The 22,286-nt window shown below is 70.8% G+C and carries 20 protein-coding genes; 10 read left to right on the forward strand and 10 right to left on the reverse strand.

The window, feature by feature from the left end; all coding sequences use genetic code 11:
• Nucleotides 1-24 precede the first annotated feature (24 nt).
• Nucleotides 25-885, reverse strand: coding sequence for a 3,4-dihydroxyphenylacetate 2,3-dioxygenase (gene hpaD, locus HNR40_RS33130; RefSeq protein ID WP_184968381.1), 861 nt, complete (start codon nt 883-885; stop codon nt 25-27).
• A 170-nt stretch (nt 886-1,055) separates the two neighbouring features.
• Between hpaD and HNR40_RS33135 the strand changes: the two genes are divergently transcribed.
• From HNR40_RS33135 to hpaE, 3 genes are read left to right on the forward strand one after another with little or no spacing between them, the layout of a single operon-like run.
• On the forward strand, nt 1,056-2,477 hold the full coding sequence (locus HNR40_RS33135) for a fumarylacetoacetate hydrolase family protein (protein WP_184968383.1): 1,422 nt from the start codon (nt 1,056-1,058) through the stop codon (nt 2,475-2,477).
• The gene (dapA, locus tag HNR40_RS33140; RefSeq protein ID WP_184968385.1) at nt 2,474-3,388 is read left to right on the forward strand and encodes a 4-hydroxy-tetrahydrodipicolinate synthase; all 915 of its coding nucleotides are present in this window, start codon (nt 2,474-2,476) and stop codon (nt 3,386-3,388) included. The genes HNR40_RS33135 and dapA overlap by 4 nt, the downstream gene beginning before the upstream one ends.
• Nucleotides 3,385-4,851 (forward strand): 5-carboxymethyl-2-hydroxymuconate semialdehyde dehydrogenase, encoded by a 1,467-nt coding sequence (hpaE, locus tag HNR40_RS33145; RefSeq protein ID WP_184968387.1) that lies wholly within the window; start codon nt 3,385-3,387, stop codon nt 4,849-4,851. Before dapA ends, hpaE begins: the two co-directional genes overlap by 4 nt.
• 3 nt (nt 4,852-4,854) lie before the next feature.
• Here hpaE and HNR40_RS33150 read toward each other — a convergent pair whose 3' ends face one another.
• Nucleotides 4,855-5,769, reverse strand: coding sequence for an SDR family NAD(P)-dependent oxidoreductase (locus HNR40_RS33150; RefSeq protein ID WP_184968389.1), 915 nt, complete (start codon nt 5,767-5,769; stop codon nt 4,855-4,857).
• Between the two features lie 79 nt (nt 5,770-5,848).
• On the opposite strand from HNR40_RS33150, the gene HNR40_RS33155 reads away from it, so the two are divergent.
• The gene (locus HNR40_RS33155; protein ID WP_184968391.1) at nt 5,849-6,424 is read left to right on the forward strand and encodes a TetR/AcrR family transcriptional regulator; all 576 of its coding nucleotides are present in this window, start codon (nt 5,849-5,851) and stop codon (nt 6,422-6,424) included.
• On the opposite strand, the gene HNR40_RS33160 is transcribed toward HNR40_RS33155, so the two are convergent.
• Nucleotides 6,421-7,530, reverse strand: a complete 1,110-nt coding sequence (locus HNR40_RS33160; RefSeq protein ID WP_184968393.1) for a M24 family metallopeptidase — start codon at nt 7,528-7,530, stop codon at nt 6,421-6,423. The genes HNR40_RS33155 and HNR40_RS33160 overlap by 4 nt on opposite strands.
• Before the next feature lie 198 nt (nt 7,531-7,728).
• On the opposite strand from HNR40_RS33160, the gene HNR40_RS33165 reads away from it, so the two are divergent.
• The 5 genes from HNR40_RS33165 to HNR40_RS33185 all read left to right on the forward strand — a co-directional run bounded on the left by HNR40_RS33165 (nt 7,729) and on the right by HNR40_RS33185 (nt 13,090).
• Complete coding sequence (locus HNR40_RS33165) at nt 7,729-8,928, forward strand: PP2C family protein-serine/threonine phosphatase (RefSeq protein WP_246509729.1); 1,200 nt, start codon at nt 7,729-7,731, stop codon at nt 8,926-8,928.
• Between the two features lie 509 nt (nt 8,929-9,437).
• Entirely contained in the window at nt 9,438-10,331 is an 894-nt protein-coding gene (locus HNR40_RS33170; protein WP_184968945.1) for a 5'-3' exonuclease, read from the forward strand.
• 599 nt (nt 10,332-10,930) lie between these two features.
• Nucleotides 10,931-11,791, forward strand: a complete 861-nt coding sequence (locus HNR40_RS55215) for a terpene synthase family protein (protein WP_184968397.1) — start codon at nt 10,931-10,933, stop codon at nt 11,789-11,791.
• A gap of 217 nt (nt 11,792-12,008) precedes the next feature.
• Entirely contained in the window at nt 12,009-12,602 is a 594-nt protein-coding gene (locus tag HNR40_RS33180; RefSeq protein WP_184968399.1) for a GTP-binding protein, read from the forward strand.
• 23 nt (nt 12,603-12,625) lie between these two features.
• On the forward strand, nt 12,626-13,090 hold the full coding sequence (locus HNR40_RS33185; protein ID WP_184968401.1) for an Lrp/AsnC family transcriptional regulator: 465 nt from the start codon (nt 12,626-12,628) through the stop codon (nt 13,088-13,090).
• A gap of 44 nt (nt 13,091-13,134) precedes the next feature.
• Here HNR40_RS33185 and HNR40_RS33190 read toward each other — a convergent pair whose 3' ends face one another.
• The 7 genes from HNR40_RS33190 to HNR40_RS33220 form a co-directional block, all read right to left on the reverse strand.
• Nucleotides 13,135-13,365 carry a hypothetical protein gene (locus HNR40_RS33190; protein WP_184968403.1) on the reverse strand — a complete coding sequence of 77 codons (231 nt, stop codon included), beginning with the start codon at nt 13,363-13,365 and terminating at the stop codon, nt 13,135-13,137.
• A gap of 65 nt (nt 13,366-13,430) precedes the next feature.
• Nucleotides 13,431-13,745 carry a hypothetical protein gene (locus HNR40_RS33195; protein ID WP_184968405.1) on the reverse strand — a complete coding sequence of 105 codons (315 nt, stop codon included), beginning with the start codon at nt 13,743-13,745 and terminating at the stop codon, nt 13,431-13,433.
• A gap of 95 nt (nt 13,746-13,840) precedes the next feature.
• Nucleotides 13,841-14,908: an N-acetylglucosamine kinase gene (locus HNR40_RS33200; protein WP_184968407.1), complete on the reverse strand. Its 1,068-nt coding sequence runs from the start codon at nt 14,906-14,908 to the stop codon at nt 13,841-13,843.
• Nucleotides 14,794-15,681 (reverse strand): carbohydrate ABC transporter permease, encoded by an 888-nt coding sequence (locus HNR40_RS33205; protein WP_184968409.1) that lies wholly within the window; start codon nt 15,679-15,681, stop codon nt 14,794-14,796. Before HNR40_RS33205 ends, HNR40_RS33200 begins: the two co-directional genes overlap by 115 nt.
• Nucleotides 15,678-16,622, reverse strand: coding sequence for a carbohydrate ABC transporter permease (locus HNR40_RS33210; protein ID WP_184968411.1), 945 nt, complete (start codon nt 16,620-16,622; stop codon nt 15,678-15,680). Before HNR40_RS33210 ends, HNR40_RS33205 begins: the two co-directional genes overlap by 4 nt.
• A gap of 1 nt (nt 16,623) precedes the next feature.
• Complete coding sequence (locus HNR40_RS33215; RefSeq protein ID WP_184968413.1) at nt 16,624-17,967, reverse strand: ABC transporter substrate-binding protein; 1,344 nt, start codon at nt 17,965-17,967, stop codon at nt 16,624-16,626.
• Nucleotides 17,968-17,980: 13 nt separating this feature from the next.
• Nucleotides 17,981-19,180: an ROK family transcriptional regulator gene (locus HNR40_RS33220; RefSeq protein WP_184968415.1), complete on the reverse strand. Its 1,200-nt coding sequence runs from the start codon at nt 19,178-19,180 to the stop codon at nt 17,981-17,983.
• A 395-nt stretch (nt 19,181-19,575) separates the two neighbouring features.
• On the opposite strand from HNR40_RS33220, the gene HNR40_RS33225 reads away from it, so the two are divergent.
• On the forward strand, nt 19,576-21,831 hold the full coding sequence (locus tag HNR40_RS33225) for a helicase domain-containing protein (protein WP_221341204.1): 2,256 nt from the start codon (nt 19,576-19,578) through the stop codon (nt 21,829-21,831).
• Nucleotides 21,832-22,286: the final 455 nt, after the last annotated feature.

Below are 22,286 nucleotides of genomic sequence, written 5' to 3' on the forward strand. Positions count from 1 at the left end.
CTCCAGCACCTTTCACATACGATTTCAGATGTTACTCCACGAGGGCACCGGGAAGTCGACCACCACCTGCCCGGTGCCGCTGCTGCCGAAGTACGGGCAGAGCTGCTCGCCCTTGCCCGTGTAGTCCTTCCAGCCGAGCAGCCCGAAGAGCATGGCGGTGTCGGCCATGGCGCCCTCGCCGGTGCACCGCAGGTTGTAGTCGGGCAGCATCTCCAGGAACTCCGCGATCCGCCCTTCGGTCCACAGGTCGAGCACCGCCATGTCGGTCTTGCGGTTGAACGCGCTGCTGACCTCGTTGAGCAGGGTCTCGGCGATCTCGTTGGGCGGGAAGGCGTGCGAGAGCGAGCCGCTGGCCAGGAAGGCCACCTTGCGGCCGCTGCGCAGGATCGCGCGGCGCAGCGCCTCGCCGATCCGGCGGTTCTCGTCGATGGAGGAGTAGATGTTGCACCCGATCGGCAGCACCCTGATGGCGGCGTCGCCGTTGACGAAGTACATGGGCACGAGCGTGGCGTACTCGAGACCGAGGTCCTTGTAGGTGTGCACGTGCGCCTTCTGGCCGCCGGCGACGATCTCCTCGCCGATGAGCTCGGCCAGCTCGGGGTCGCCGTCGTAGTCGTACTTGAGGTCGTGGATGAAGTGCGGGAGCTCGTGGCTGGCGTAGGAGGCGCGGTGGCGCTCCTTGCCGTTGAGGTGGAAGCCGATGCTGTTCATCCAGTGGGTGTCGGCCACCAGGAAGGTCTCGGCGCCGAGCTCGCGGGCGCGTCTGCCGATCTCCGTCAGCGCCATCTCGGCCGGCCGGCGGATCCCGTAGTGCTTGCCCGGCTGGATGGACAGCCAGATGGACGGGACGTGTGTGATCTTGGCTGCCAGGACGATCTCTCCCATGCGCATCCTCCCAGGCCCGGCATCGGCTCACTGAGTATGCCGAAGGGCGGGGGGCCTGTTCCACCCCCCGGCATCGCAAAATCATGTACGAACTCAGATATCTTTGTCTATAGTACTCCATCCTTCGGATCCGCTATCATCCACGATGTCGTATATGATCTGGAGTCGCCATGGATCACCCGCTCGGCCTGGCGCCGGGGAAGATCATCGCCGTTCACCTCAACTACCGCGGCCGGGCCGCCGAACGGGGACGCCTCCCCTCGGCCCCCTCCTACTTCCTCAAGCCACCCTCCTCGCTGTCCTGGTCGGGCCGCCCCGTCGTGCGCCCGGCCGGGTGCGAGCTGCTCACCTTCGAGGGCGAGATCGCCGTCGTCATCGGCAGGCACGCCCGCTGCGTGCCGCCGGAGCGGGCGCTGGAGCACGTCGCGGGCTACACCGCCGCCAACGACTTCGGGGTGTACGACTTCCGGCACGCCGACCGGGGATCCAACCTCCGGGCCAAGGGCCAGGACGGCTACACGCCGGTCGGGCCCGCGATCCTCACCGGCGTGGACCCCGGGGCCCTGCGGCTGCGCACCTACGTCAACGGCGAGCTCGCGCAGGAAGCCGACACCGGCGAGCTGCTGTTCGGCTTCGACCTGCTCATCGCCGACCTGTCGCGCTACATGACGCTGGAGCCCGGCGACCTCATCCTCGCCGGCACACCCGCCGGCTCGACCGTCGTGAAGCCTGGCGACGTGGTCGAGGTCGAGCTCGAAGACGCGGGACGGCTGCGCAACGAGGTCGTCGCCGAGCCCCGCGCCGCCCCGGCCGCGTGGGGCGCGCAGCCGAGGGCCGACGAGGAGAGCCGGGCCGCCGCCTTCGGCCGGGGGCGGACGGCGGCGCCGTACCCCCTGGACGATCCGACGATCGCGGCGCTGCGCTCGGTCTCCACCGCCACGCTCTCCTCGCAGCTGCGCAAACGCGGCATCGACCACCACTTCATCGAAGGCGTCCGGCCCACCCGGCCCGACCTGCGCATGGTCGGCCTCGCGCGGACCCTGCGCTACCTGCCGCTGCGCGAGGACGTCTTCGCCGAGATCGGCGGCGGCATGAACGCCCAGAAACGGGCCGTCGAGGAGATCAGGCCGGGGGAGGTGCTGGTGATCGAGGCGCGCGGCGAGCACGGCGCCGGCACGCTCGGCGACATCCTCGCCATGCGCGCCCTGCGCAGGGGAGCGGCCGGGGTGGTCACCGACGGGGGGCTGCGCGACAGCCCGTCCTTCGCCGAGCTGGACCTGCCCGCCTACTTCGCGGTGCCGCACGCGGCCGTGCTCGGGCGCCGGCACGTGCCCGTCGAGTCGCAGGTGCCCGTGGCGTGCGGAGGGGTGCTCGTCATGCCGGGCGACGTGCTGGTGGGCGACGCCGAGGGCGTCGTCGTGCTGCCGCCCGCCCTGGCCGCCGAGGTGGCGGGCGCCGCAGCCGGGCAGGAGGACGAGGAGCGCTTCATCTACCAGCGGGTCGCGGCCGGCGCCTCGATCGACGGCCTCTACCCGATGAACCAGTCCTGGCGCGAGTCCTACCGGGCCTGGCAGCAAGGAGGAGACGCGTGAAGTACCGTTCCGACCCCGCCGCCATCAGGGGGTCCATCGCGCCGGTGGTAACGCCGTTCACCGCCGACGGCGCGCTCGACCTCGCCTCGCTGCGCGGCCTGGTCCGCTGGCAGCTCGGCCAGGGCTCGCACGGCGTCTCCATCGGCGGCTCCACCGGCGAGCCCGGCGCGCAGTCGGCTGAGGAGCGGATCGCCGCCATGGCCGCCGTCGCCGAGGAGGTCGGCGACCGGGCGCCGTTCCTGCCCGGCACCGGCTCGGCCAAGCTGGACGAGACCCTCCTGCTCACCGCCGAGGCCGAACGGCTCGGCGCCGACGCCGTCCTCGTCATCACCCCCTACTACGCGAGGCCGAGCCAGGAGGCGCTGTTCCGCTGGTACTCCACGATCGCCGCAGAGTTCCCCGGCCTGCCGATCGTGATCTACAACGTGCCCTCCCGCACGGCCGTCGACATCGCGCCCGACACGGTCGCCAGGCTCCGCCACGCGCACGACAACATCGTCGGCATCAAGGAGACGACCCGCGACTTCGAGCACTTCTCGCAGGTGCTCCACCGGTGCGGCCGCGACTTCCTCATGTGGTCGGGCATCGAGCTGCTCTGCCTGCCTCTGCTGGCCATCGGCGGCACCGGGTTCGTCAGCGCGGCGGCCAACCTGGCTCCGGCGGCCGTGGCCCGCATGTACACCGCGTACACGGAAGGCGACCACCGGACCGCGCTCGACCTGCACTACGCCCTGCACCCGCTCGTGGAGCTGCTGTTCGTGGAGACCAACCCCGCCCCGGCCAAGTGGGTGCTGGAACTCCGGGGCCGGATCGCCTCGGGACACGTGCGGCCACCGCTCATCCCGCCGACCCCGGCCGGAATCACCCGGATCGAGGCGCTGCTGGCCGACTGTGAGGATCTGACCCGATGACCCTGGAGCACTACATCGACGGGGCCCGCGTCCCCAGCATCTCCGGCGCCACCTTCACCTCCGTGGAACCGGCGACGAACGAGGCGTACCTGACGGTGTCGGCGGGGCGCGCCGAGGACGTCGACGCGGCCGTGACCGCGGCCAGGAAGGCCTTCAGCGACGGTCCGTGGCCGCGGCTGCCCGGCGAGGAACGCGCCGTGACCCTGCGCAGGATCGCCGACGCCATCGAGGCGCGCGACGAGCGCCTCGCGGCGCTGGAGTGCCGCGACACCGGCCTGCCGATCACCCAGGCCCGCGGCCAGGCCAGGCGCGCGGCGCAGAACTTCCGCTTCTTCGCCGACGTCGTCACCACGCTCAGCGAGGACGTCTACCGCGTCGGCTCGGCCCAGCTCAACTACGTCCTGCGCAAACCCGCCGGCGTGGCCGGGCTGATCACCCCGTGGAACACGCCGTTCATGCTGGAGACCTGGAAGCTGGCGCCCGCGCTCGCGGCCGGCTGCCCCGTGGTGCTCAAGCCCGCCGAGTGGTCGCCGCTGTCGGCAGGGCTGCTGCCCGACATCATGGAGGAGGCGGGCCTGCCGCCCGGGGTGTTCAACCTGGTGCACGGCATCGGCGAAGAGGCCGGCGCGGCGCTCGTGGCGCACCCCGACGTCCCGGTGATCTCCTTCACCGGGGAGAGCGCCACCGGCCAGGCCATCATGCGCAACGCCGCCGGCACGCTGAAGACCCTGTCCATGGAGCTCGGCGGCAAGTCCCCGCTGATCGTGTTCGACGACGCCGACCTGGAGCGCGCGCTGGACGCCGCCGTCTTCGGCGTCTTCTCCCTCAACGGCGAGCGGTGCACCGCCAGCTCCCGCGTGCTCGTGCACGCCTCGATCTACGCCGAGTTCACCGAACGGCTGGCCGCGCGGGCCGCCCAGGTACGCGTCGGCGCCCCCTCCGACCCCGGCACGGAGCTGGGCGCGCTCATCCACCCCGAGCACTACGCCCGGGTGACCGATTACGTACGGCTCGGCGTCGAGGAGGGCGCCCGCCTGGCCGCCGGCGGCGCCCGGCCACCGCACCTGCCTCACGGCAACTTCCTGGCCGCGACCGTCTTCGCCGACGTCACCCCGGACATGCGCATCTTCCAGGAGGAGATCTTCGGCCCGGTCGTGTGCGTCACCCCGTTCGGCAGCGAGACCGAGGCGATCGAACTGGCCAACGCCACCCGGTACGGCCTGGCCGCGTACCTGTGGACCAACGACCTGCGCCGTGCCCACCGCATGGCCCAGGCGATCGAGACCGGGATGCTCTGGGTCAACTCCCAGAACGTCCGCGACCTGCGCACGCCCTTCGGCGGGGTGAAGGCCAGCGGCCTGGGCCGCGAGGGCGGGCGGCACAGCATCGACGTGTACACGGTCTCGCCGATCGTGCACCTGGCGACCGAGGACCTGCCGGTGCCGCGGTTCGGCGCCGGCTGACGGTCAGCGCAGGCTCCAGGCCGGGTCGACGCCGGTCAGCTCGGCGCTCGCCGCCCACACGGCCGCCGCGAGCCCGGGGTCGGCCAGCGGGCCGCGCACCGGTTCGCGGGCGGGCCGGCCGCGCACGCCGAACACCCTCGGCCCCCACAGCTCGCCGCCGCGCACGTCCGGGTCGAGGACCGCGCGGACCGCCGGCCACGCCGCCGCCTGCTTGCTCTGGAGGAGGAGCCCGGCGGGCAGGGTACGCAGCCGTTCGCCCGCCGACCGGCGGCGCAGCGGCGGACGGGACGGGGTGAGGCCGTCCAGCGCGCCGCCGGGATGGGTGACCACGCTGAGCGTCGCGGCGCCCGCCGCGCGCAGGCGGCGGTCCAGCTCGAAGCCGAACAGCATCTGGGCCAGCTTCGAGCGCGAGTAGGCGCGCTTCGGCTCGTAGTCGCGCCGGCTCTGCAGGTCGGCGGGGTCGAGGGTCACGGACTTCGCGGTGAAGCTGCCGGTGGTGACCACCCGCCCGTCGGCCAGCAGCGGCGCCAGCCATCCGACCAGCGCGAAGTGCCCGAGGTGGTTGGTGGCGAACATCAGCTCGTGGCCGGCTGCCGTCTCACGTCTCGGCGGCCGGTCCAGATGCACCCCGGCGTTGCAGACCACCGCGTCCAGGTGGTTCAGCTCGTGTACGGCGGCGCGTACCGACGACAGGTCGCCGAGATCCAGCCGTAGGTGCCGCACCCGCGCGGCGGGCACCCTGGCCAGGATCGCCTGTTTCGCGAGCGCGGCCTTGGCCGCGTCCCGGCTGCCCAGCACGACCTCGGCCCCGGCTCCGGCGAGCTGTTCGGCCACGAAGTACCCGATGCCCGCGTTGCCGCCGGTGACCAGGACCGTCTTGCCCTCCGCCCGTGGCGGCCGGTGCACGTTCCATGCCATGACGCCCCCTTTATCGCGAAAAAATCTGAAACGACTCTAAAACTATAGTCATTCTGGATTTGTCGCTACAGTGGGGCGCATGGTGATGACGACGGGCCGCCGCGAACGGAAGAAGGCGCAGACGCGCAAGGCGCTGGCGGACGCGGCGGTGCGGCTGTTCGCCGAGCACGGCTACGACGGCGTCACCGTCGCCCAGATCGCCGAAGCCGCCGACGTCTCCATCGCGACCCTGTTCGCGCACGTCCCCGACGGCAAGGAGGCGCTGATCTTCGACGACGGCGCCGGGCGCGGCGACCGGCTCGCGCGGGCGGTGCGCGAGCGGCCGCCCGGCGAGCCGGTGCCGCGCGCGCTGCGGCGGTGCCTGGCCGCCGGTGGTCCGTTCGCCGGCGACCTGCCGCCCGAGCTGCGGCGCAAACGCGACCTGATCGTGAACACGCCCGCCCTGCGCGCGTACTCGCGCACGTTGTGGATCGCCGGCGAACCGGCCCTGGCGGCGGCCATCGCGGCCGAGAGCGGCCAGGACCCGTCCGGGATGGCGGTGCGCGCGCTGGCCCGCTACGTGCTGGAGATCCCCGAACTCGCGGGCGCCGAGCCCGACCCCCTGGCCGCGATGCACGCCATCTTCGACCTGCTCGAACCGGGCTGGCCGGGCTAAATGATTACTAGGTCGCGCGGTGTGTTGTTGAGCCGCAGACCGCCCGAGTCGGTGCAGACCAGGATGTCCTCGATCCGCGCCCCGTGCGAGCCCGCCAGATAGATGCCCGGCTCCACCGAGAACGCGAAGCCCGGCTCCATCAGCTCGCCGTTGCCCGCCACGATGTACGGCTCCTCGTGCGTCTCGATGCCGATCCCGTGCCCGGTGCGGTGGATGAACTTCTCCCCGAACCCGGCCTCGGTGATGACCTCGCGGGCCGCGGCGTCGACCGACTCGCACGACACGCCGGGCCGTACCGCCTCACACGCGGCGTCCTGGGCGCGGCGCAGCACCTCGAAGTACGCCGCGTACTCGGCAGGCGGCTCGCCGACGCAATAGTTGCGCGTGGAGTCGGAGCAGTAGCCGTTGTGCAACTGCCCGCCGATGTCCACCACGACAGGCTCGCCCGCCTGGATGACCCGGTCCGACAGCTCGTGGTGCGGGCTGGCGCCGTTGGGTCCCGAGGCGACGATGACGAAGTCGACCGTCTCGTGCCCGGCGGCCAGGATCGCGTCGGCGATGTCCCGGCCCACCTCACGCTCGGTCCGCCCCGCCCGCAGGAAACCGGGCACCTGCCGGTGCACGGCGTCGATCGCCTCCCCGGCCTCGCGCAACGCCTCCACCTCGGCCGCCGACTTGCGCATGCGCAGCTCGCGCAGCACCGTCCCGGCCAGCACCTGCTCGGTGCCCGGCATCGCGGCGCGGAAGGCCAGCGAGGCCATCGCCCACATCCGGTCGGCCAGCCCCACCTGGGCCACCGAACCGAGGCGTCTGGCGGCGATCTCGTACGGATCGTCGGTCTCGTCCCACGCCACGAACTCCAGCCCGAGCCGCGACGCGGGCGAGGCCTGCGCGGCCGGCAGTTCCAACCGCGGCACCATCATGTACGGCTCGCCCGCCGCCGGCACCACCAGGCAGGTGAGCCGTTCCAGCGGCAGCGCCTGGTAGCCGCTGACGTAGCGCAGATCGGGTCCGGGGGTGAGCAGCAGGGCGTCGAGCCCGGCTTTGGCGGTGGCCTCCTGGGCGGCGGCCAGACGGGACACGGGATACAAGTCTTCGGACGTCACGGGCCCCAATCTACTCGTCACCGCTCATCTAAAATCCGCGAAAAGCTCTCACAACACGGCAAGCCATCGCTACACTCCGTTCAAGGACGATCACATACTGTGGGACCTCTTGTCCCGATCCATGTCGTTTGCGAGTGAACTATGGTCGACGTTACGGGCGGCCATCAGCCACCCCTCCCATCACCGGACCACCGTCCGATGAGCGCGGCCGAGCTCATCGGACACCTGACCCAGCAGCAGGCCGGCGAGCACGACGCCGCCATGCTGGCCGTGCGCCTGTCCCACGCCGAACGGCTCGGCAACATGGGCTGGGCCGAGTGGAACCTGCGCACGGGCGACGCCGTATGGTCCGACCACGTCTACGTCATCTTCGGCCGCGACCGCGCCGACGGCCCGCTCGGCCTGCCCGAGCTCGCCGGCTACGTCGAACCCTGCGACCTCGGCGCCCTCGACCAGCTCCTGTGGAGCGTCGTGCAGGGCGTGGAGCCGGTCCAGGCGGAGTTCCGCATCCGGCGCGGCGGCGAAGTGCGCAACCTGCGCGTCGTCCTCGAACCCCTCGTCGCCCCCGGCGGCCCCATCGGCGTGCACGGCGTCGTCCAGGACATCACCGGCCGCCGCCGCGCCGAACGCATCATGTCCGAATCACGCCGCCAGCTCCTGGAGGCCCGCGAACGCGCCGCCGAGGAACGCCACGTCATGCTCGCCATGCGCGAGGCCATCCTCCCCGAGCCGACCGGCCGCCTCGACCTGCCCGGCACCAGGATCGCCGTCCGCTACGTGCCGGCCGAGAAGACCGCCAACCTGGGCGGCGACTGGTTCGAGGCCGCCGCCCTGCCCGACGACCGCGTCATGCTCGCCATCGGCGACGTCTCCGGCCACGGCCTGCCCGCGATCGCCCACATGGCCCAGCTCCGCCACGCCCTCGTCGGCCTCACCATGACCGGCCAGCCCGCCGATCAGCTCCTCGCCTGGCTCAACGAACTCGTCCTGCACCGCCTCGAGGAAACCACGGCCACGGCCATCATCGGCCACCTCGACACCGCGACCCGGATCTTCACCTGGAGCCAGGCCGGGCATCTGCCGCCCATCCTGGTCCGCGACGGCAAGGCCGAAACCCTGACACAGCCGAGAGGCGTCCTGCTGGGCGCCACCTGCGACCAGCCCTACCGCCTGGCCAGCGTCGAACTCCGCGACGGCGACCTCCTCCTGCTGTTCACCGACGGCCTGGTCGAGCGGCGTACCCGCGACATCGACGAGGGCCTGGACCTGGCGGTGTCGGCCGCCGCCCACCTCCTCACCTCCGACCTCGACGCCGGCCTCGACCGCCTCCTCGCCGACATCGGCGGCCCCAACCCGGAGGACGATGCCTGCCTCCTGGCGGTGGGGGTTGGGATCTGATCTTTTTCTTCCGTTGCTTTCTTTCTTGTTCCTTGCTGCGGGTCCGTTACGGCGCTCCGTCCCGCCCATCCGTTACGGCCCTCTGTCCCGCCCATCCGTTACGGCGCTCTGTCCCGCCCATCCGTTACGGCCCTCTGTCCCGCCCATCCGTTACGGCGCTCTGTCCCGCCCATCCGTTACGGCGCTCTGTCCCGCCCATCCGTTACGGCGCTCTGTCCCGCCCATCCGTTACGGCAAGCCGCCCCACCCGCCCCGCCGTCGTGCGTGACCGCCCGTCGAGCGCCGGTCGTGAGGCTCACGGGCCGCCCGCCGTAACGACTCCGCCCGGGGCCCGCGCCACGGAAACCCCACGACGCCATCCTGGGCCCGCGCCACGGCAAACCCAGGCTGCTTGCTGTAACGACTCCACCCTGGGCCGGCTCCAGGGCAAGCCCAGGCCCGACACCAACGGCGGCCCCGCGAACCCAGCGCGGAATGTCGGGGCGGAGTGCGAACATGGGCGGGTGCTGATGCTTCTCGACACACCCTCGCTCTACTTCCGCGCCTTCTACGGCATCCCGGAGTCGATGACCGCGCCCGACGGCATGCCGGTCAACGCGGTCCGCGGGCTGATCGACATGATCGCCACCCTGGTGCGCAAGTACCGCCCGGCCGAGCTCGTGGCGACCATGGACGCCGACTGGCGCCCGGCGTTCCGGGTGGCGGCGATACCCACCTACAAGGCGCACCGGGTGGCCCACGGTGACACCGAGGAGGTGCCCGACACGCTGGTGCCGCAGATCCCGGTGATCGAGCGGGTGCTGGACGCGGTCGGCATCGCCCGCCTGGAGTCGCCCGGGTACGAGGCCGACGACGTCATCGGCACCCTCACCCACGCGGCCGGCGGCGGCGCGGTGGACGTGGTGACCGGCGACCGGGACCTGTTCCAGCTGGTCGACGACTCAAGGCCGGTTCGCATCCTCTACACGGCGCGCGGCATCCGCAACCTCCAGGTCGTGGACGAGGCGTTCGTAACCGCCAAGTACGGCATTCCCGGCCGTTCCTACGCCGACTTCGCCACCCTGCGCGGCGACCCGTCCGACGGCCTGCCCGGCGTGTCGGGCGTGGGGGAGAAGACGGCCGCCGCGCTGATCACCCGCTTCGGCTCCCTGGACGCTCTCCTGACCGCCCTAGACGAGGGCGCCACCGAAGGCTTCCCGGCCGGCGCCCGCACCAAGCTGGCCGCCGCCCGCGACTACCTCCGGGTTGCCCCCGCCGTGGTGGAGGTAGCCCCCGACGCCCCGCTGCCTCCTGCCGACCTCACCCTGCCCGCCAAGCCCCGCGATCCGGAGACCCTGGTCCAGCTCGCCGACCGCTACGACCTCGACAGCCCACTCAACCGCCTCCTCGACACCCTCAAGTAGCCCCACCCACCCACCACCCCCTGACAACCAAACAGACCACCCAGCCACGCCCACCGCCCACGGCCACGGCCACCCGTCCACGGTCACGGTCACCGGGTCACGGTTACCCGCCCACGGTCACGGTCACCGGGTTACGGGCACGGCCACCGGCCATGGCCAGCGGGCCACCGGGCCACACGGTCACCGGGCGGTCAACGTGCCCACGACCGTCTGGCCGCTGAGCAGATTGGGTGTCGCCGGGCCAGCGGGTTACCGGGGCGCCAACTCGCCCATGGTCTTCTGGCTGCTGGGCCGACCAGGCGTTGCTGGCCCGTGTCCGCGTGCGCCGGTACTGGCCACCAAGCAGACCGGGCGTCGCCGCGCCACCTCCGTGTGCCGGTAGCCGGTGCGCTTCACCCCATGGGGTTTGGGCGGTTGGGCGGGTGAGGAGGGACGGCCAGGGGTGGTGGGGTCGGGGTTGGGGGGTGGGATGTGGTGGGGAAGGAACGGGGGCATACCTTGATCGGTAGTGCGCGATCATGTGACAATTCGCCCACAGGTCGATACACGCGGTGTGGGGGTCGGCGTCATGGTGCGAACGCTGAGCGAGCGGCCCTAGGGTGGCGGGCGACGAGCTGGGCGAGGCCTCCGAGCTTGGTCGCGTCTGTGCGCTCGCCGCCGAATGCGCCCGTGACCTGCGCCGGTGCGTTGAGATGTACGGCGGACTGTTCCCCAGAGCGGCCTTTGATCCTGATCTTTATCATGCGCTCTGTCTGTCCACGGCGTTCAGTTCGCCCTGGTCGGCGGCGGAGCGGTTGAAGGTGGCCAATCGGGCGGCGCTGTGGGTGCGGGCCGTCGGGTGGCTGGTGGAGCATGCGGCCGCCACCCGGGACGAGGTGGACGAGCTGAGCCGCGACTGCATGGGCGTGGCCGACGGGGCGGCGCCGAGGGTGCCCGCTACTCGGTTCCTGGCGGATCTGCGGGATGAGATGGCGACCGTCAAGGGGTTCGAGGGGCTGCGGGGGCGGTGGCGGGCGCAGTTGGAGCGCATGCTGACGGCGATGGAGCGGGCCTGGGTGTGGCGGGAGGCGGGGATGGTGCCCTCGCTCGGGCGTTATCTCGACAACGCTGACAGCTGCGGTTCGAGCTTCGTGGATCTGTCACACTGGATCTACGCGGGCGACCCTTGGGCGCGGCGGCATCTGGGTGAGCTGGAGCCGGCCAGCCGGCACGTGCAGCGGTATCTGCACCTGCTGGGTGACCTGGCCTCCTATCGCCGGGATGTCAGCTGGGGCGACCTCAACGTGCTGATGCTGGGTGTCAGTCACGGCGACGTGACCGATCGGATGACCGTTCTGGCCCAGGAGGCGGCGGCCCTGATCGGGCCGTTGCGCGAGGTGAGCCCGCTGACGGCCGCGTACCTGCGCCGTCAGATCGGATTTAATACCGGTTTTCATGGCATTTCGGGCCTCATGGCCTGACAGCTCGCTGACTCTGGAGTTTACGAGCGCAAGGAGCCGCCATGTATTACCGTGCTCTAGGCGACAAAGAGGGACATATGGCTTCCTGTGATGGATTGTGCCTTGAGTGGAAATTGTGGCGTTGCTAGGGTGTCTCGTTGCCAGGTAAGTGGATGGGACCTTTTCTCTGCGCCTTGACAGGTCACTCTGACCAGGGCACTTCACAGGGCGGTGCTCGATGGACTTCGGTCGCTCTGAACGATGGCGACTGCCGACCGCGATCAAGATTTTGATCGCCGGCGGGTTCGGCGCGGGCAAAACCACGATGGTCGGCGCCGTCTCCGAGACGCGCCCGCTGCGCACCGAAGAGATGATCACCCACGTCAGCGCGGGTGTCGACGATCTGTCGGGCGTCGAGACCAAGCCCACGACCACGGTCGCCATGGACTTCGGCCGCATCACCATCCGTGACGACTACATGCTCTACCTGTTCGGCACCCCCGGCCAGGAGCGCTTCTACTTCGTCTGGGACGAGCTGGCGCTCGGCGCGCTGGGCGCGGTCGTGCTGGCCGACACCCGGCGCCTCGCCGACTGCTTCCCGGCCATCGACTACTTCGAACGCCACCGCACCCCCTTCGTCGTCGCGCTCAACTGCTTCGACGGCGCCCGTCCCTTCACCGTCGGCCAGGTGCGCCGGGCGCTGGAGCTGGAGCCCGAGATCCCGATCGTGTTGTGCGACGCCCGCCGTAAGGACTCGGGCAAAGAGGTGCTCATCACGCTGGTCGAGCACGCGCTGCGGTCGGGCGCCGAGCCCGTCGGAACCGCGCCGTGACACGAAGCCGCTACCTTTGACCGATGGAGGAGATCGACCGCCGGATCGTCACGCTGCTGGCCAAGGACGGCCGGATGAGCTTCACCGATCTGGCCAGGGAGACGGGGCTTTCCGTCTCGGCCGTGCACCAGCGGGTGCGCCGCCTGGAAAAGCGCGGCATCGTGCGCGGCTACACCGCCGTGATCGACCACGACGCCATCGGGCTGCCGCTGACCGCGTTCGTGTCGATCAAACCCATCGACCCCGCCGCGCCCGACGACGCCCCCGACCGGCTGGCGCATCTGCACGGGATCGAGGCCTGCCACAGCGTCGCCGGTGACGAGAGCTACATACTCAAAGTCCGCGTGGCGTCACCGGTGGGCCTGGAAGAACTGCTGCAGCAGATCCGCGCCGCGGCCAACGTCTCCACGCGCACGACCGTGGTCCTGAGCACCCCGTACGAGCACCGCCCCCCGCCGCTGGAGGGCGACGCGGAACCCGTCGGCTGACCCGGAGGCGGCCTCCCCGGCGGACGGAGAGGCCGCCGGGGTGTTCAGCGCTGGCCGGGAATGGCCGGCAACACGGTGACCATGACGCCGTTGCAGCTCACGCAGGTCGCGTGCGCCCACGGCGGCATGCTGTGCACGCCGTGGTGGCGCCAGGCGACGGTGTCGCCGCCGTGCCCGTCGTCGAGGTGGCGGGCTTCGTACTCGTCCTGCCAGACGTGTGAGCAACGCTGGCAGAAGAAGGTCCAGATTTCGGAGAAGACGTCGGTTTCGCGCATGGCGAAGCACCCTCCTGGCGTTCGGTGCGGATGGCTGACGGGCGGGGGAGTGGTCTCCCGCCGGCTCACAGCCGCCAGACGCTCAGCAGGACCAGGCGCTCGGCGTGCCCGGCCGCCCGGGTGGCCGGCGCGGCCCGCCGTACCTCGGGAAAAGGGCGGGCGGCTGCGGTGCGCGGCCGCTTCACGGGCGGGCGGCGGGTGCCGCGCGGCCCGGCCTCGTCGGCGCCGCACTCTTCACCAAGGTGTACGGCGGAGGCCACCGCGACAGGCTCGGCCGCCCAGACGGCGTGACCGGGTGACCACAGCGCGGCGCACAACCAGAACGCGGCCAGCACCGCCGGCCACCGCGCGGACCGAATCTGCGAACGAAACGTGGTCACACCATCACCCAGAGTCGCGAAACTCATGCCGTGGTGATTAGTATCCGCAGCTCAGAACGCCTAAACAGGCTCCCCGCAGGCAGCGGGGAAGCCGTTCAGGGCCGCCGGGGCGCGTAGTGGGCGCGCAGGAGGGCCTTGGCCTCCTCGGTGGCGCCGAGCAGGTCCAGGCCGCTCAGCGCCGCCCCGGCGATCGGCGGCACGTCGGCGACGAGCAGCTTGGCCCGAGGGGCCCGCCCGGCGAACTCGCCGTCGAGCAGCGCCGTCATCAGCGGGTCCCGCGCGGTCAGCATGCCGCCGCCCAGGACCACCTCGGTGGGCGTCTCCAGCAGATCGAGCCGCCGCAGGCACACCTCCGCCATCCCCACCACCTCGTGGGCCAGCCGCCGCACCAGGGACGCGGCCACCTCGTCGCCCGCGGCGGCGGCGGTGAACAGCCCGGGCGCCAGCTCCAGCACGCGGGCCGGATCGATCCGGCCGAAGTGCATGTCGAGCACGAGCTCCTCGACGGACCCGACCGCGAACTGCCGCGTGACCAGCGTGCTCAGCGAGGTCGCCGGGCCGCGGCCGTCCTCGGCGCGCACGGCGTGCCAGAGCATCTCCTCCGCCACGTCCTGCCCGCCGCCCCAGTCGCCCGACATCTTCCCCAGGGCGGGGAAGCGGGCCACCCGGCCGGTGGGGGAGACGCCGACCGCGTTGATGCCGGCGCCGCAGACGACGGCCACGCCCCACGGTCCCGACGCGCCGGCCCGCAGGAGCGCGAACGTGTCGTTGCGGACCACGATCTGGCCGGAGAAGCCCTGGAGGGCGAACTCGGCGGCCAGGACCTCCTCCTCCGCCGGCAGGTCGGCGCCGGCCAGGAAGGCCGCGACCAGCGTGGGGGAGGTGGTGATGCCGGCCTGCCGTACCGTGTGGAGGACTGTGGCGACGGCGGCGGGGACGCCGTCGGTGTGCGGCGTGAACGGGCCGCCGCGTGCGGTGGCCAGGACCCGGCCGTCCGCGGCGACCAGAGCGACGTCGGTCTTGCTGTTGCCCCCGTCGACGGCCAGGATCAGCCCTTCACCCCCGTCAATGTCACCCCCTCGATGAACACCTTCTGCGCGAGGAAGAAGATGACGATGACCGGAGCCGTCACGAGCAGCGTGGCCGCCATGGTGAGGTTCCATTGCACGCTGTGGAAGGCCTTGAAGGTGGCCAGACCCAGCGATAGCGTCCACCCCTCCTGGTCGACTCCCGCATACAGGAGTGGGCCGTAGTAGTCGTTCCAGCAGTAGAAGAACTGGAAGAGCGCGACCGCCGCGATCGCCGGGCGGGCCATCGGCAGGATGACCTTGAACAGCGTCTTGACGTCCGAGCAGCCGTCCACCCGGGCGGCGTCGGTGTAGTCGCGCGGGATCGTGACGAGGAACTGGCGCAACAGGAAGATCGAGAACGCGTCGCCCAGCAGCATCGGCAGGATCAGCGGCCACAGTGAGTCCGTCAGGTCGAAGCGGGCCCAGATGAGGTAGACCGGGACGGCCACCACCTGGGGCGGCAGCATCATCGTGGTGATGACCAGCAGGAACGCCAGCTTGCGCCCGCGGAAGCGGAAGCGGGCCAGCGCGTAGGCGACCGGGATCGACGACAGCAGCGTGAACGTCGTCGCCAGCGCGGCGTACAGGAACGTGTTGAGCGTCCACTGCACCAGTTTCGACTTGGCGAACACGGCGGCGAAGTTCGACCAGTTCCACGTCTGCGGCCACAATTCGCTCGTGAGCGCCTGCTCGTCGGTCATCAGCGCGGTCAGGAACACGAAGACCAGCGGCGCGATGAAGATGATGCAGAGCACGATGGTGATCGCGTGCTTGGCGATCCACAGGAGCGTCTTGCGCCGCGCGCCGGCCGCCGGTCTGGCGCGTACGGCGCGCCGCCGGGCGGGTGCGGTCGCGGTGGCGCTCATGAGACCTCCTCCGCGTAACGGAACCTGCGCAGCAGGACCGTGGTGAACAACATCGCCGCCGCGAACAGCAGGAGCGCCATCACGCAGGCGTAACCCATGGAGAAGTCGCGGAAGCCGGCGTGGAAGAGCCACTGCGGAAGGGTCAGCAGCGACTGGTCGGGATAGCCGGGCGTGAACACCGACCCGGCCGAGTCGGTGGAGCCCGACGCGACCCGGGAGGCGATCATCGCCTGGGTGAAGTACTGCAGGGCGTAGATGACCGCGGTGATCGTCGAGAACAGCAGCACCGGCGAGATCATCGGCAGCGTGACGCTGCGGAACTGCCGCCAGGCGTTCGCCCCGTCGATGGAGGCCGCCTCGTACAGGTGCTTGGGCACGTCGAGCAGCGCCGCCATGAAGATGACGATCATGTTGCCGCAGCTCCACATGGCCAGCAGCGTCAGGCTCGGCTTCGACCAGGCGGGGTTGCCGAACCAGTCGGGGCCGGTGATGCCGACCAGCGCCAGAAGCTGGTTCCACGGGCCGGTCGAGGGGTTCATCAGGAAGACGAACGCCACCGTGCCGGCCACCATCGGCACCAGCGAGGGCAGGTAGACGATGGTGCGGATCAGCCCGAGGCCGGACTTCAGCCGGGTGATGAGCTGGGCCACGCCGAGCGCGAAGATCAGCTGCGCCGGGACCATGAACACGACCAGCCACAGCGTGTTCTGGATCGACGTCCAGACCCGGTCGTCCTTGAACAGGTAGCGCCAGTTGTCCAGGCCGATGAACTCCAGCGTGAACAGGTCATAGCGGTGGAAGGAGAAGTAGACGGTCGCCACGAGCGGGTAGACGAAGAAGATCGAGATCCCGACCAGCCAGGGCGACAGCCACACGAGGGCGCGCAGGCCCTCGCTGCGCCGCCACCGGGACGGCGGCGCAGCGTGAGCGCGGGAAGCCACATCAGCCTCCGGACAGCTTCATCTTGTCGTCGATCCGCTTGTCGACCTCTTTCAGCCCGGCGTCGAGGTCCTTGACCTGCCCCTTCTCCCAGGAGGCCATGAAGGTGGAGAAGGCGTCCTGGTTGAAGACGCTGTTGACGTTGGCGGGCAGCGTCGAGGTCTTCGGGTGGGAGAAGATGTCGAGGAAGGTCTTGAAGTTGTCGTCCTTGGCCAGGTTGGGCGACTCCATCGCGGCCTTGGTCGTGGGCACGTTGCGCAGCGCGTTGGAGAGCGTCACCAGCGAGTCGGTGTCGGTCGTCAGGTGCTTGATCAGCTCCCAGGCCTGCTGCGGGTTCTTGGCGCCCTTGGAGACGCCGATGACGGTTCCGGCGGTGAAGCCGCTGCCGTACAGGTCGGGCTTGTCGTCGGCGACCGGCAGGGGGGCGGTGCCGTAGTCCAGGCCCTTGGCCTTGGGGTCATTGGCGATCATGGCGTTGCGCCACTCGCCGTCCAGGATCATGGCCACCTTGCCCTTGAAGAACGGGTGCTCGGCGCCCCACTCGTCGCCCAGGCCCTTGCGGAACTTCTCAAGCTTGTCGTAGCCGTACCAGTCGACCAGCTCCTTCTGCCAGGTCAGCAACTGCTTCCAGGCGGGGTCGGAGCCGATGGCCGAGGTGCCGTCGTCGTTGTACCACTTGGCGCCAACCATGGGGCCGAGGTGCGACGGGCTGTTCTCGTAGTACTGCGCGCTGGGGATGAAGCCGGCCACCTTGATGTCGCCGTTGGCGTCGCGGACCGTGAGCTTCTTGGTCAGCTCGGTCAGCTCCGACAACGTCTTGGGCGGCTCGCTGCCCTTCATCAGGGCGCGGTTGTAGTACATGCCGTAGGCGTCGGCCAGCAGCGGCATCATGCACCGCTTGCCCTCGAACTCCGTGTAGGTGCGCGAGGCCTCGGGCAGCACCGACAGGTCGATGCCGTCCTGCTTGATGACCGGCGTGAGATCCTGGAACGCTCCCGACTTACACCACTGGGCGACGCTGTCGGTGGTGAAGGACGCGGCCACGTCGGGCGCCTTGCCGCCGCGGATGGCCGCGGTGATCTGGTCGTCCTGGACGCCCTTCTTGGTCTTGACGGTGATCTGCGGGAACTTCTTGCTGAAGGCCGCGATGGAGTCCTCGAACGCCTTGGCCTCGGCATCGGTGGCGAAGCCGTGCCAGAGTTCGAGGGTGGCCGCGGGCAGCGCCTGCGAGGCCGATCCTGAGGGCTTGGGCTGGGCGCCGAGCGACGGCGCCGCCTCCTTGCCCGCTGTGCAGGCGGTCAGGACCAGGGCTGTGAGCCCGGCGACCGCCAGGGGGACGAAGCGCACGGGGGGTGCCTCCTCATGGCGTGGAAACCGTACTGCTGAAGACCTCGTCACGGGCTGTGTCGAGGGCCAGGTCGAGCGCGCCGGCGAGGACGGGATTGCCTTCCATGGTCGACAAGCGCACCTGAGGTCGAAGGGTTGTGAGCGCGTGAAGCTCGTGTTCGACGAGCTCACGCAGGGTTTCGCCGCCGGTCAGCACGGTGCCGCCGGTCAGCACGATGAGCGCCGGGTCGATCACCGAGGTGATCGAGGCCAGCCCCACCGCGAGCCGGGCCGCGACATCGCGCAGCCCCGCCCTGGCGTCGTCGGCGCGCTGCCCGCTTCCCTGGGCGGCGCGCGTGGCGTTGGCGATGGCCTGACGGAAGTCCGACCCGCGCACGCCGTAGGACTGAAGAAGTGTGTGTACGGCGGGGCCGCCGCTGAGCGCCTGGTAGCCGTGGTTGGCGTAGCGCCCGGCCTCCCGCGCGGTCGGCGCGCCGGGCGTCGGCATGTAGCCGACCTCGCCGGCGCCGCCGGTGGCGCCCCGGTGCATCCGGCCGCCGAGCACGATGGCCATGCCGATGCCCTCGTCGGCCCACAGGAGCACGAAGTCGCCGTGCCCGCGCGCCACGCCGTGCGCCTGCTCGGCCAGCGCCACGAGGTTGACGTTGTTCTCCACGTCGACCGGCGCGTCCAGCCCTTCGGCGAGCGTGGGCACCAGATCGGGGATCAGCCAGCCCGGCACGTCCTTGGCGGTGGCGAAGCCGAGGCGGCCGGTGGTCGGGTCCATGGCGCCCTGGACGCCGATGACCACGCGGCGCAGCCGTCCTGGCGCGTTGGCGCCGTCGAGCGCGGCGCGCAGCCGTTCGACGAGGGTGCCCGCGGGGCGGCGCGTGGTGGCCAGCGTGTACTCGCCGACGACCGCGCCGGTGATGTCCGCGACCCGCGCCTGGATACGGTCGGGGGTGACGTCGAGCGCGCCGACGTAGGCGGCGGCGGGGTTGATCCGGTAAACCTCTGCTGTACGGCCCGGCAGTCCTTCCCTGATCCCGTCGAGGACCACCAGGCCGGCGTCCTGCAGACGGGACAGGAGCTGGGAGGCGGTGGGCTTGGACAGGCCGGTCAGGGTGCCGATCTCGGGGCGCGTCAGGGGCCCTCGCTCCAGAAGCGCCTGCAGGGCCGCGCGGTCGTTGATCGCGCGTAGCAGACTTGGAGTACCAGGAACCGGACCACTCACGACATCTCCCTCACCACGTCCTCACCCCACCCCCACCCACAAGACCTGCGGGTCCCGACTTCCGGGGTCCCGACTTCCGGGGTCCCGACTTCCGGGGTCCCGACTTCCGGGGTCCCGACTTCCGGGGTCCCGACTTCCGGGGTCCCGACTACCGGGGTCCCGACTACCGGGGTGAGGGTTAGGAAAGTTTCCTAACTTGGTGTGAACGTACGGAGTCCTGGCAGGATCGGTCAAGAGGTGAAACCAAGACGTGACCGTCACAAGGAAAGGAAGATCCTGGGTGTCTCAACAGGCATGCTAAGGTCGTGATTTGTCGTAACAACTAGCAGAATGGCCCGGAGTGTCCCATTAACACCACAAACACTAGTGGTCCCACTACCGCCCGTCAAACCGAGCTGGCCAAGGAGCAGCAGTACGTCTCCCGCCTGTACACCCGGCTTGACGTGCTGCGAGAGCGCACCCAGAGCCAGCTGAAGGACGTCCTGGCCACCGGAGCCGTCGGCACCCTGCAGAACCGCTCCGAACGCGACACCTTCGCCGACATGTACGCCAATCGCCTCGCCCGTTTGTGGGCGGTCGAGCGCGGACTGGTCTTCGGCCGGCTGGACCACACGGAGGAAGGCCGGCTCTACATCGGCAAGCTCGGCCTCACCGACGACGAGCAGGAGCGGCTGCTCATCGACTGGCGCGCGCCGGTCGCCCAGCCGTTCTACCGCGCCACGCCGGCCGCCCCCATGGGCGTCACCCGCCGCCGGCATCTGCAGACGCGCGGCCGTACCGTGGTGGGGGTTGACGACGACCTGCTGGACCTCGACGGGATCAGCGAGGCCGACCGCGCCACCCTGAACGGCGAGGCCGCCCTGCTGGCGGCGCTGGACGAGAAGCGCACGGGCCGCATGCGCGACATCGTGGCGACCATCCAGGCCGAGCAGGACCGCGTCATCCGCGCCGACCTCAACGGCGTGCTGGTCGTCCAGGGCGGCCCCGGCACGGGCAAGACGGTCGTGGCGCTGCACCGCGCCGCCTACCTTCTTTACACCCACCGCGAGCGCCTGGAACGGCGCGGCGTGCTCATCCTGGGCCCCAACCTGACCTTCCTGCGCTACATCGAGCAGGTGCTGCCCTCGCTCGGCGAGACCGACGTGCTGCTGTCCACGGTCGGCGAGCTCTATCCGGGCCTGAACGCCACCGCCCGCGACCGTCCGGAGACGGCGGCGCTGAAGGGCGACATCAGGATGGCCGAGGTGATCGCGCGGGCCGTGCGCGACCGCCAGCGCGTCCAGCGCAAGCCCGTCCAGCTCCCGCTGGGCCGCTACACGCTCACGATCGAGCCGGGCATGCTCGACGCCGCGCGCAACAAGGCGGTGCGCTCGCGCCGCCCGCACAACCAGGCGCGCGCGGTGTTCGTCCGCTCCATACTCAACGCCCTGGCCCGCCAGGCGGCCAAGAAGATAGGCAAGGGCCTCATCGACGACGACGAGCTGGCGGACCTGCGCGAGGAGTTGCGCACCGAGCAGGTGGTGCGCACCGCGCTCAACCGCTTCTGGCCGTATCTGACGCCGCAGCGCCTTCTTCTCGGCCTGTACGGCTCGCCGGAACGCCTCGACTACGCCGCCTCGGCCCTGACCCCCGCCGAACGCGCCTTGCTGCGCAGGGAGGGCGGGGAGTGGACCGAGTCCGACGTCCCGCTGCTGGACGAGGCGGCCGAGCTCCTGGGCGAGATCGACGAGAAGGTGCTGCGCGCCAGCGCCGCCCAGGCCGAGGAGGACCTCGCCGCGGCCCGCCAGGCCGAGGAGCACGAGCGCGAGGCGGAGCTCGCCTACGCGCGCGAGGTCCTGGAGCTGACGGGTCTGTCCGACGTCATGGAGGCCGAGCGGCTGGCCGAGCGCCAGCGCGGCGGCGGCCCCTACCTGACCACGGCCGAGCGCGCCGCCGCCGACCGCACCTGGGCCTACGGCCACGTCATCGTGGACGAGGCGCAGGAACTGTCGCCGATGGCGTGGCGGACGCTCATGCGCCGCATCCCCACGCGTTCGATGACGATCGTGGGCGACATCGCCCAGACCGGCTCGGCGGCCGGGGCGCGGGCCTGGGCCGACGTCCTCGACCCTTACGTGGCCGGGCGCTGGCGCCAGGAGAAGCTGACCGTCAACTACCGCACGCCCGTGGAGCTGATGGCGGTCGCCGCCGACGTGCTGGCCACCATCGACCCCGAGCTGCGGGCGCCGACCTCGGTGCGCGAGAGCGGCGCGACGCCCTGGTCGGCGCCGCTGATGGAGCTGCCGGAACTGGTCAAGGCGGAGGTGGGCGAGGGCGGCAAGGTCGTCGTCGTCGCCCCGGACGTCCTGGTCGGCGCGCTGGGCGCGAGCGTCGCGGCGGCGGTGCCCGGCACGGCCGTGGGCGGCGGGGCGGCCGCGCTGGACGCGCCGGTGGCGGTGATGGGCGTGGCGGACGCGAAAGGGCTGGAGTTCGACTCCGTGATCGTGACGGAACCGCAACTGATCGTCGAGCAGTCGGCGCGCGGTTCGAGCGATCTTTACGTGGCCCTGACCCGCGCCACACAACGCCTCGGCGTCGCCCACGATCGCCCGCTGGGCCCGGCCCTGAGCCGCTTGCGGCCGCGAGGAAATGGACCGACAAATGGGCTTTAGCGCGGCGGCCCCCTTGGGAGGTCACTGCCCCGTCACCGTACCGCTCCCATGGACTACCTGCGAAAACTTGATGTTTCCGCTGATCGGGACACGGTTGACATCTGAGTTGGAGTCGGTAGTTTGCTGCGCAGTCCAGCACGGGACTTGGCCGGTTGGCCGTCTCTGACATCGTCGGATCCTGCGTCCGTGACGGAGCGTGACTCATTGTGCGCGACTCCGTCCACACAGCCAGGTGCAGGGCCGTCGGTCCGTCGAGTCGGGGCACCCCAACCGGGCGGGGGGTTGGACCCGGGACGGGCCCGGTAGCCCAGTAGACAACGGAATTCCGCGCTCGCCGCCGACGAGACGGGTCCGGTCCGAAGGGTTTCCGGGCCCTCTTCCCGCTCCCGTGCCAGCGGATCACCACAAGCGCCGGGTGATCTCGCGGCCCGACGGCGTCGCGAGGTCACCCTGCC

It is taken from the genome of Nonomuraea endophytica, assembly GCF_014203235.1.
Classification (GTDB): domain Bacteria; phylum Actinomycetota; class Actinomycetes; order Streptosporangiales; family Streptosporangiaceae; genus Nonomuraea; species Nonomuraea endophytica.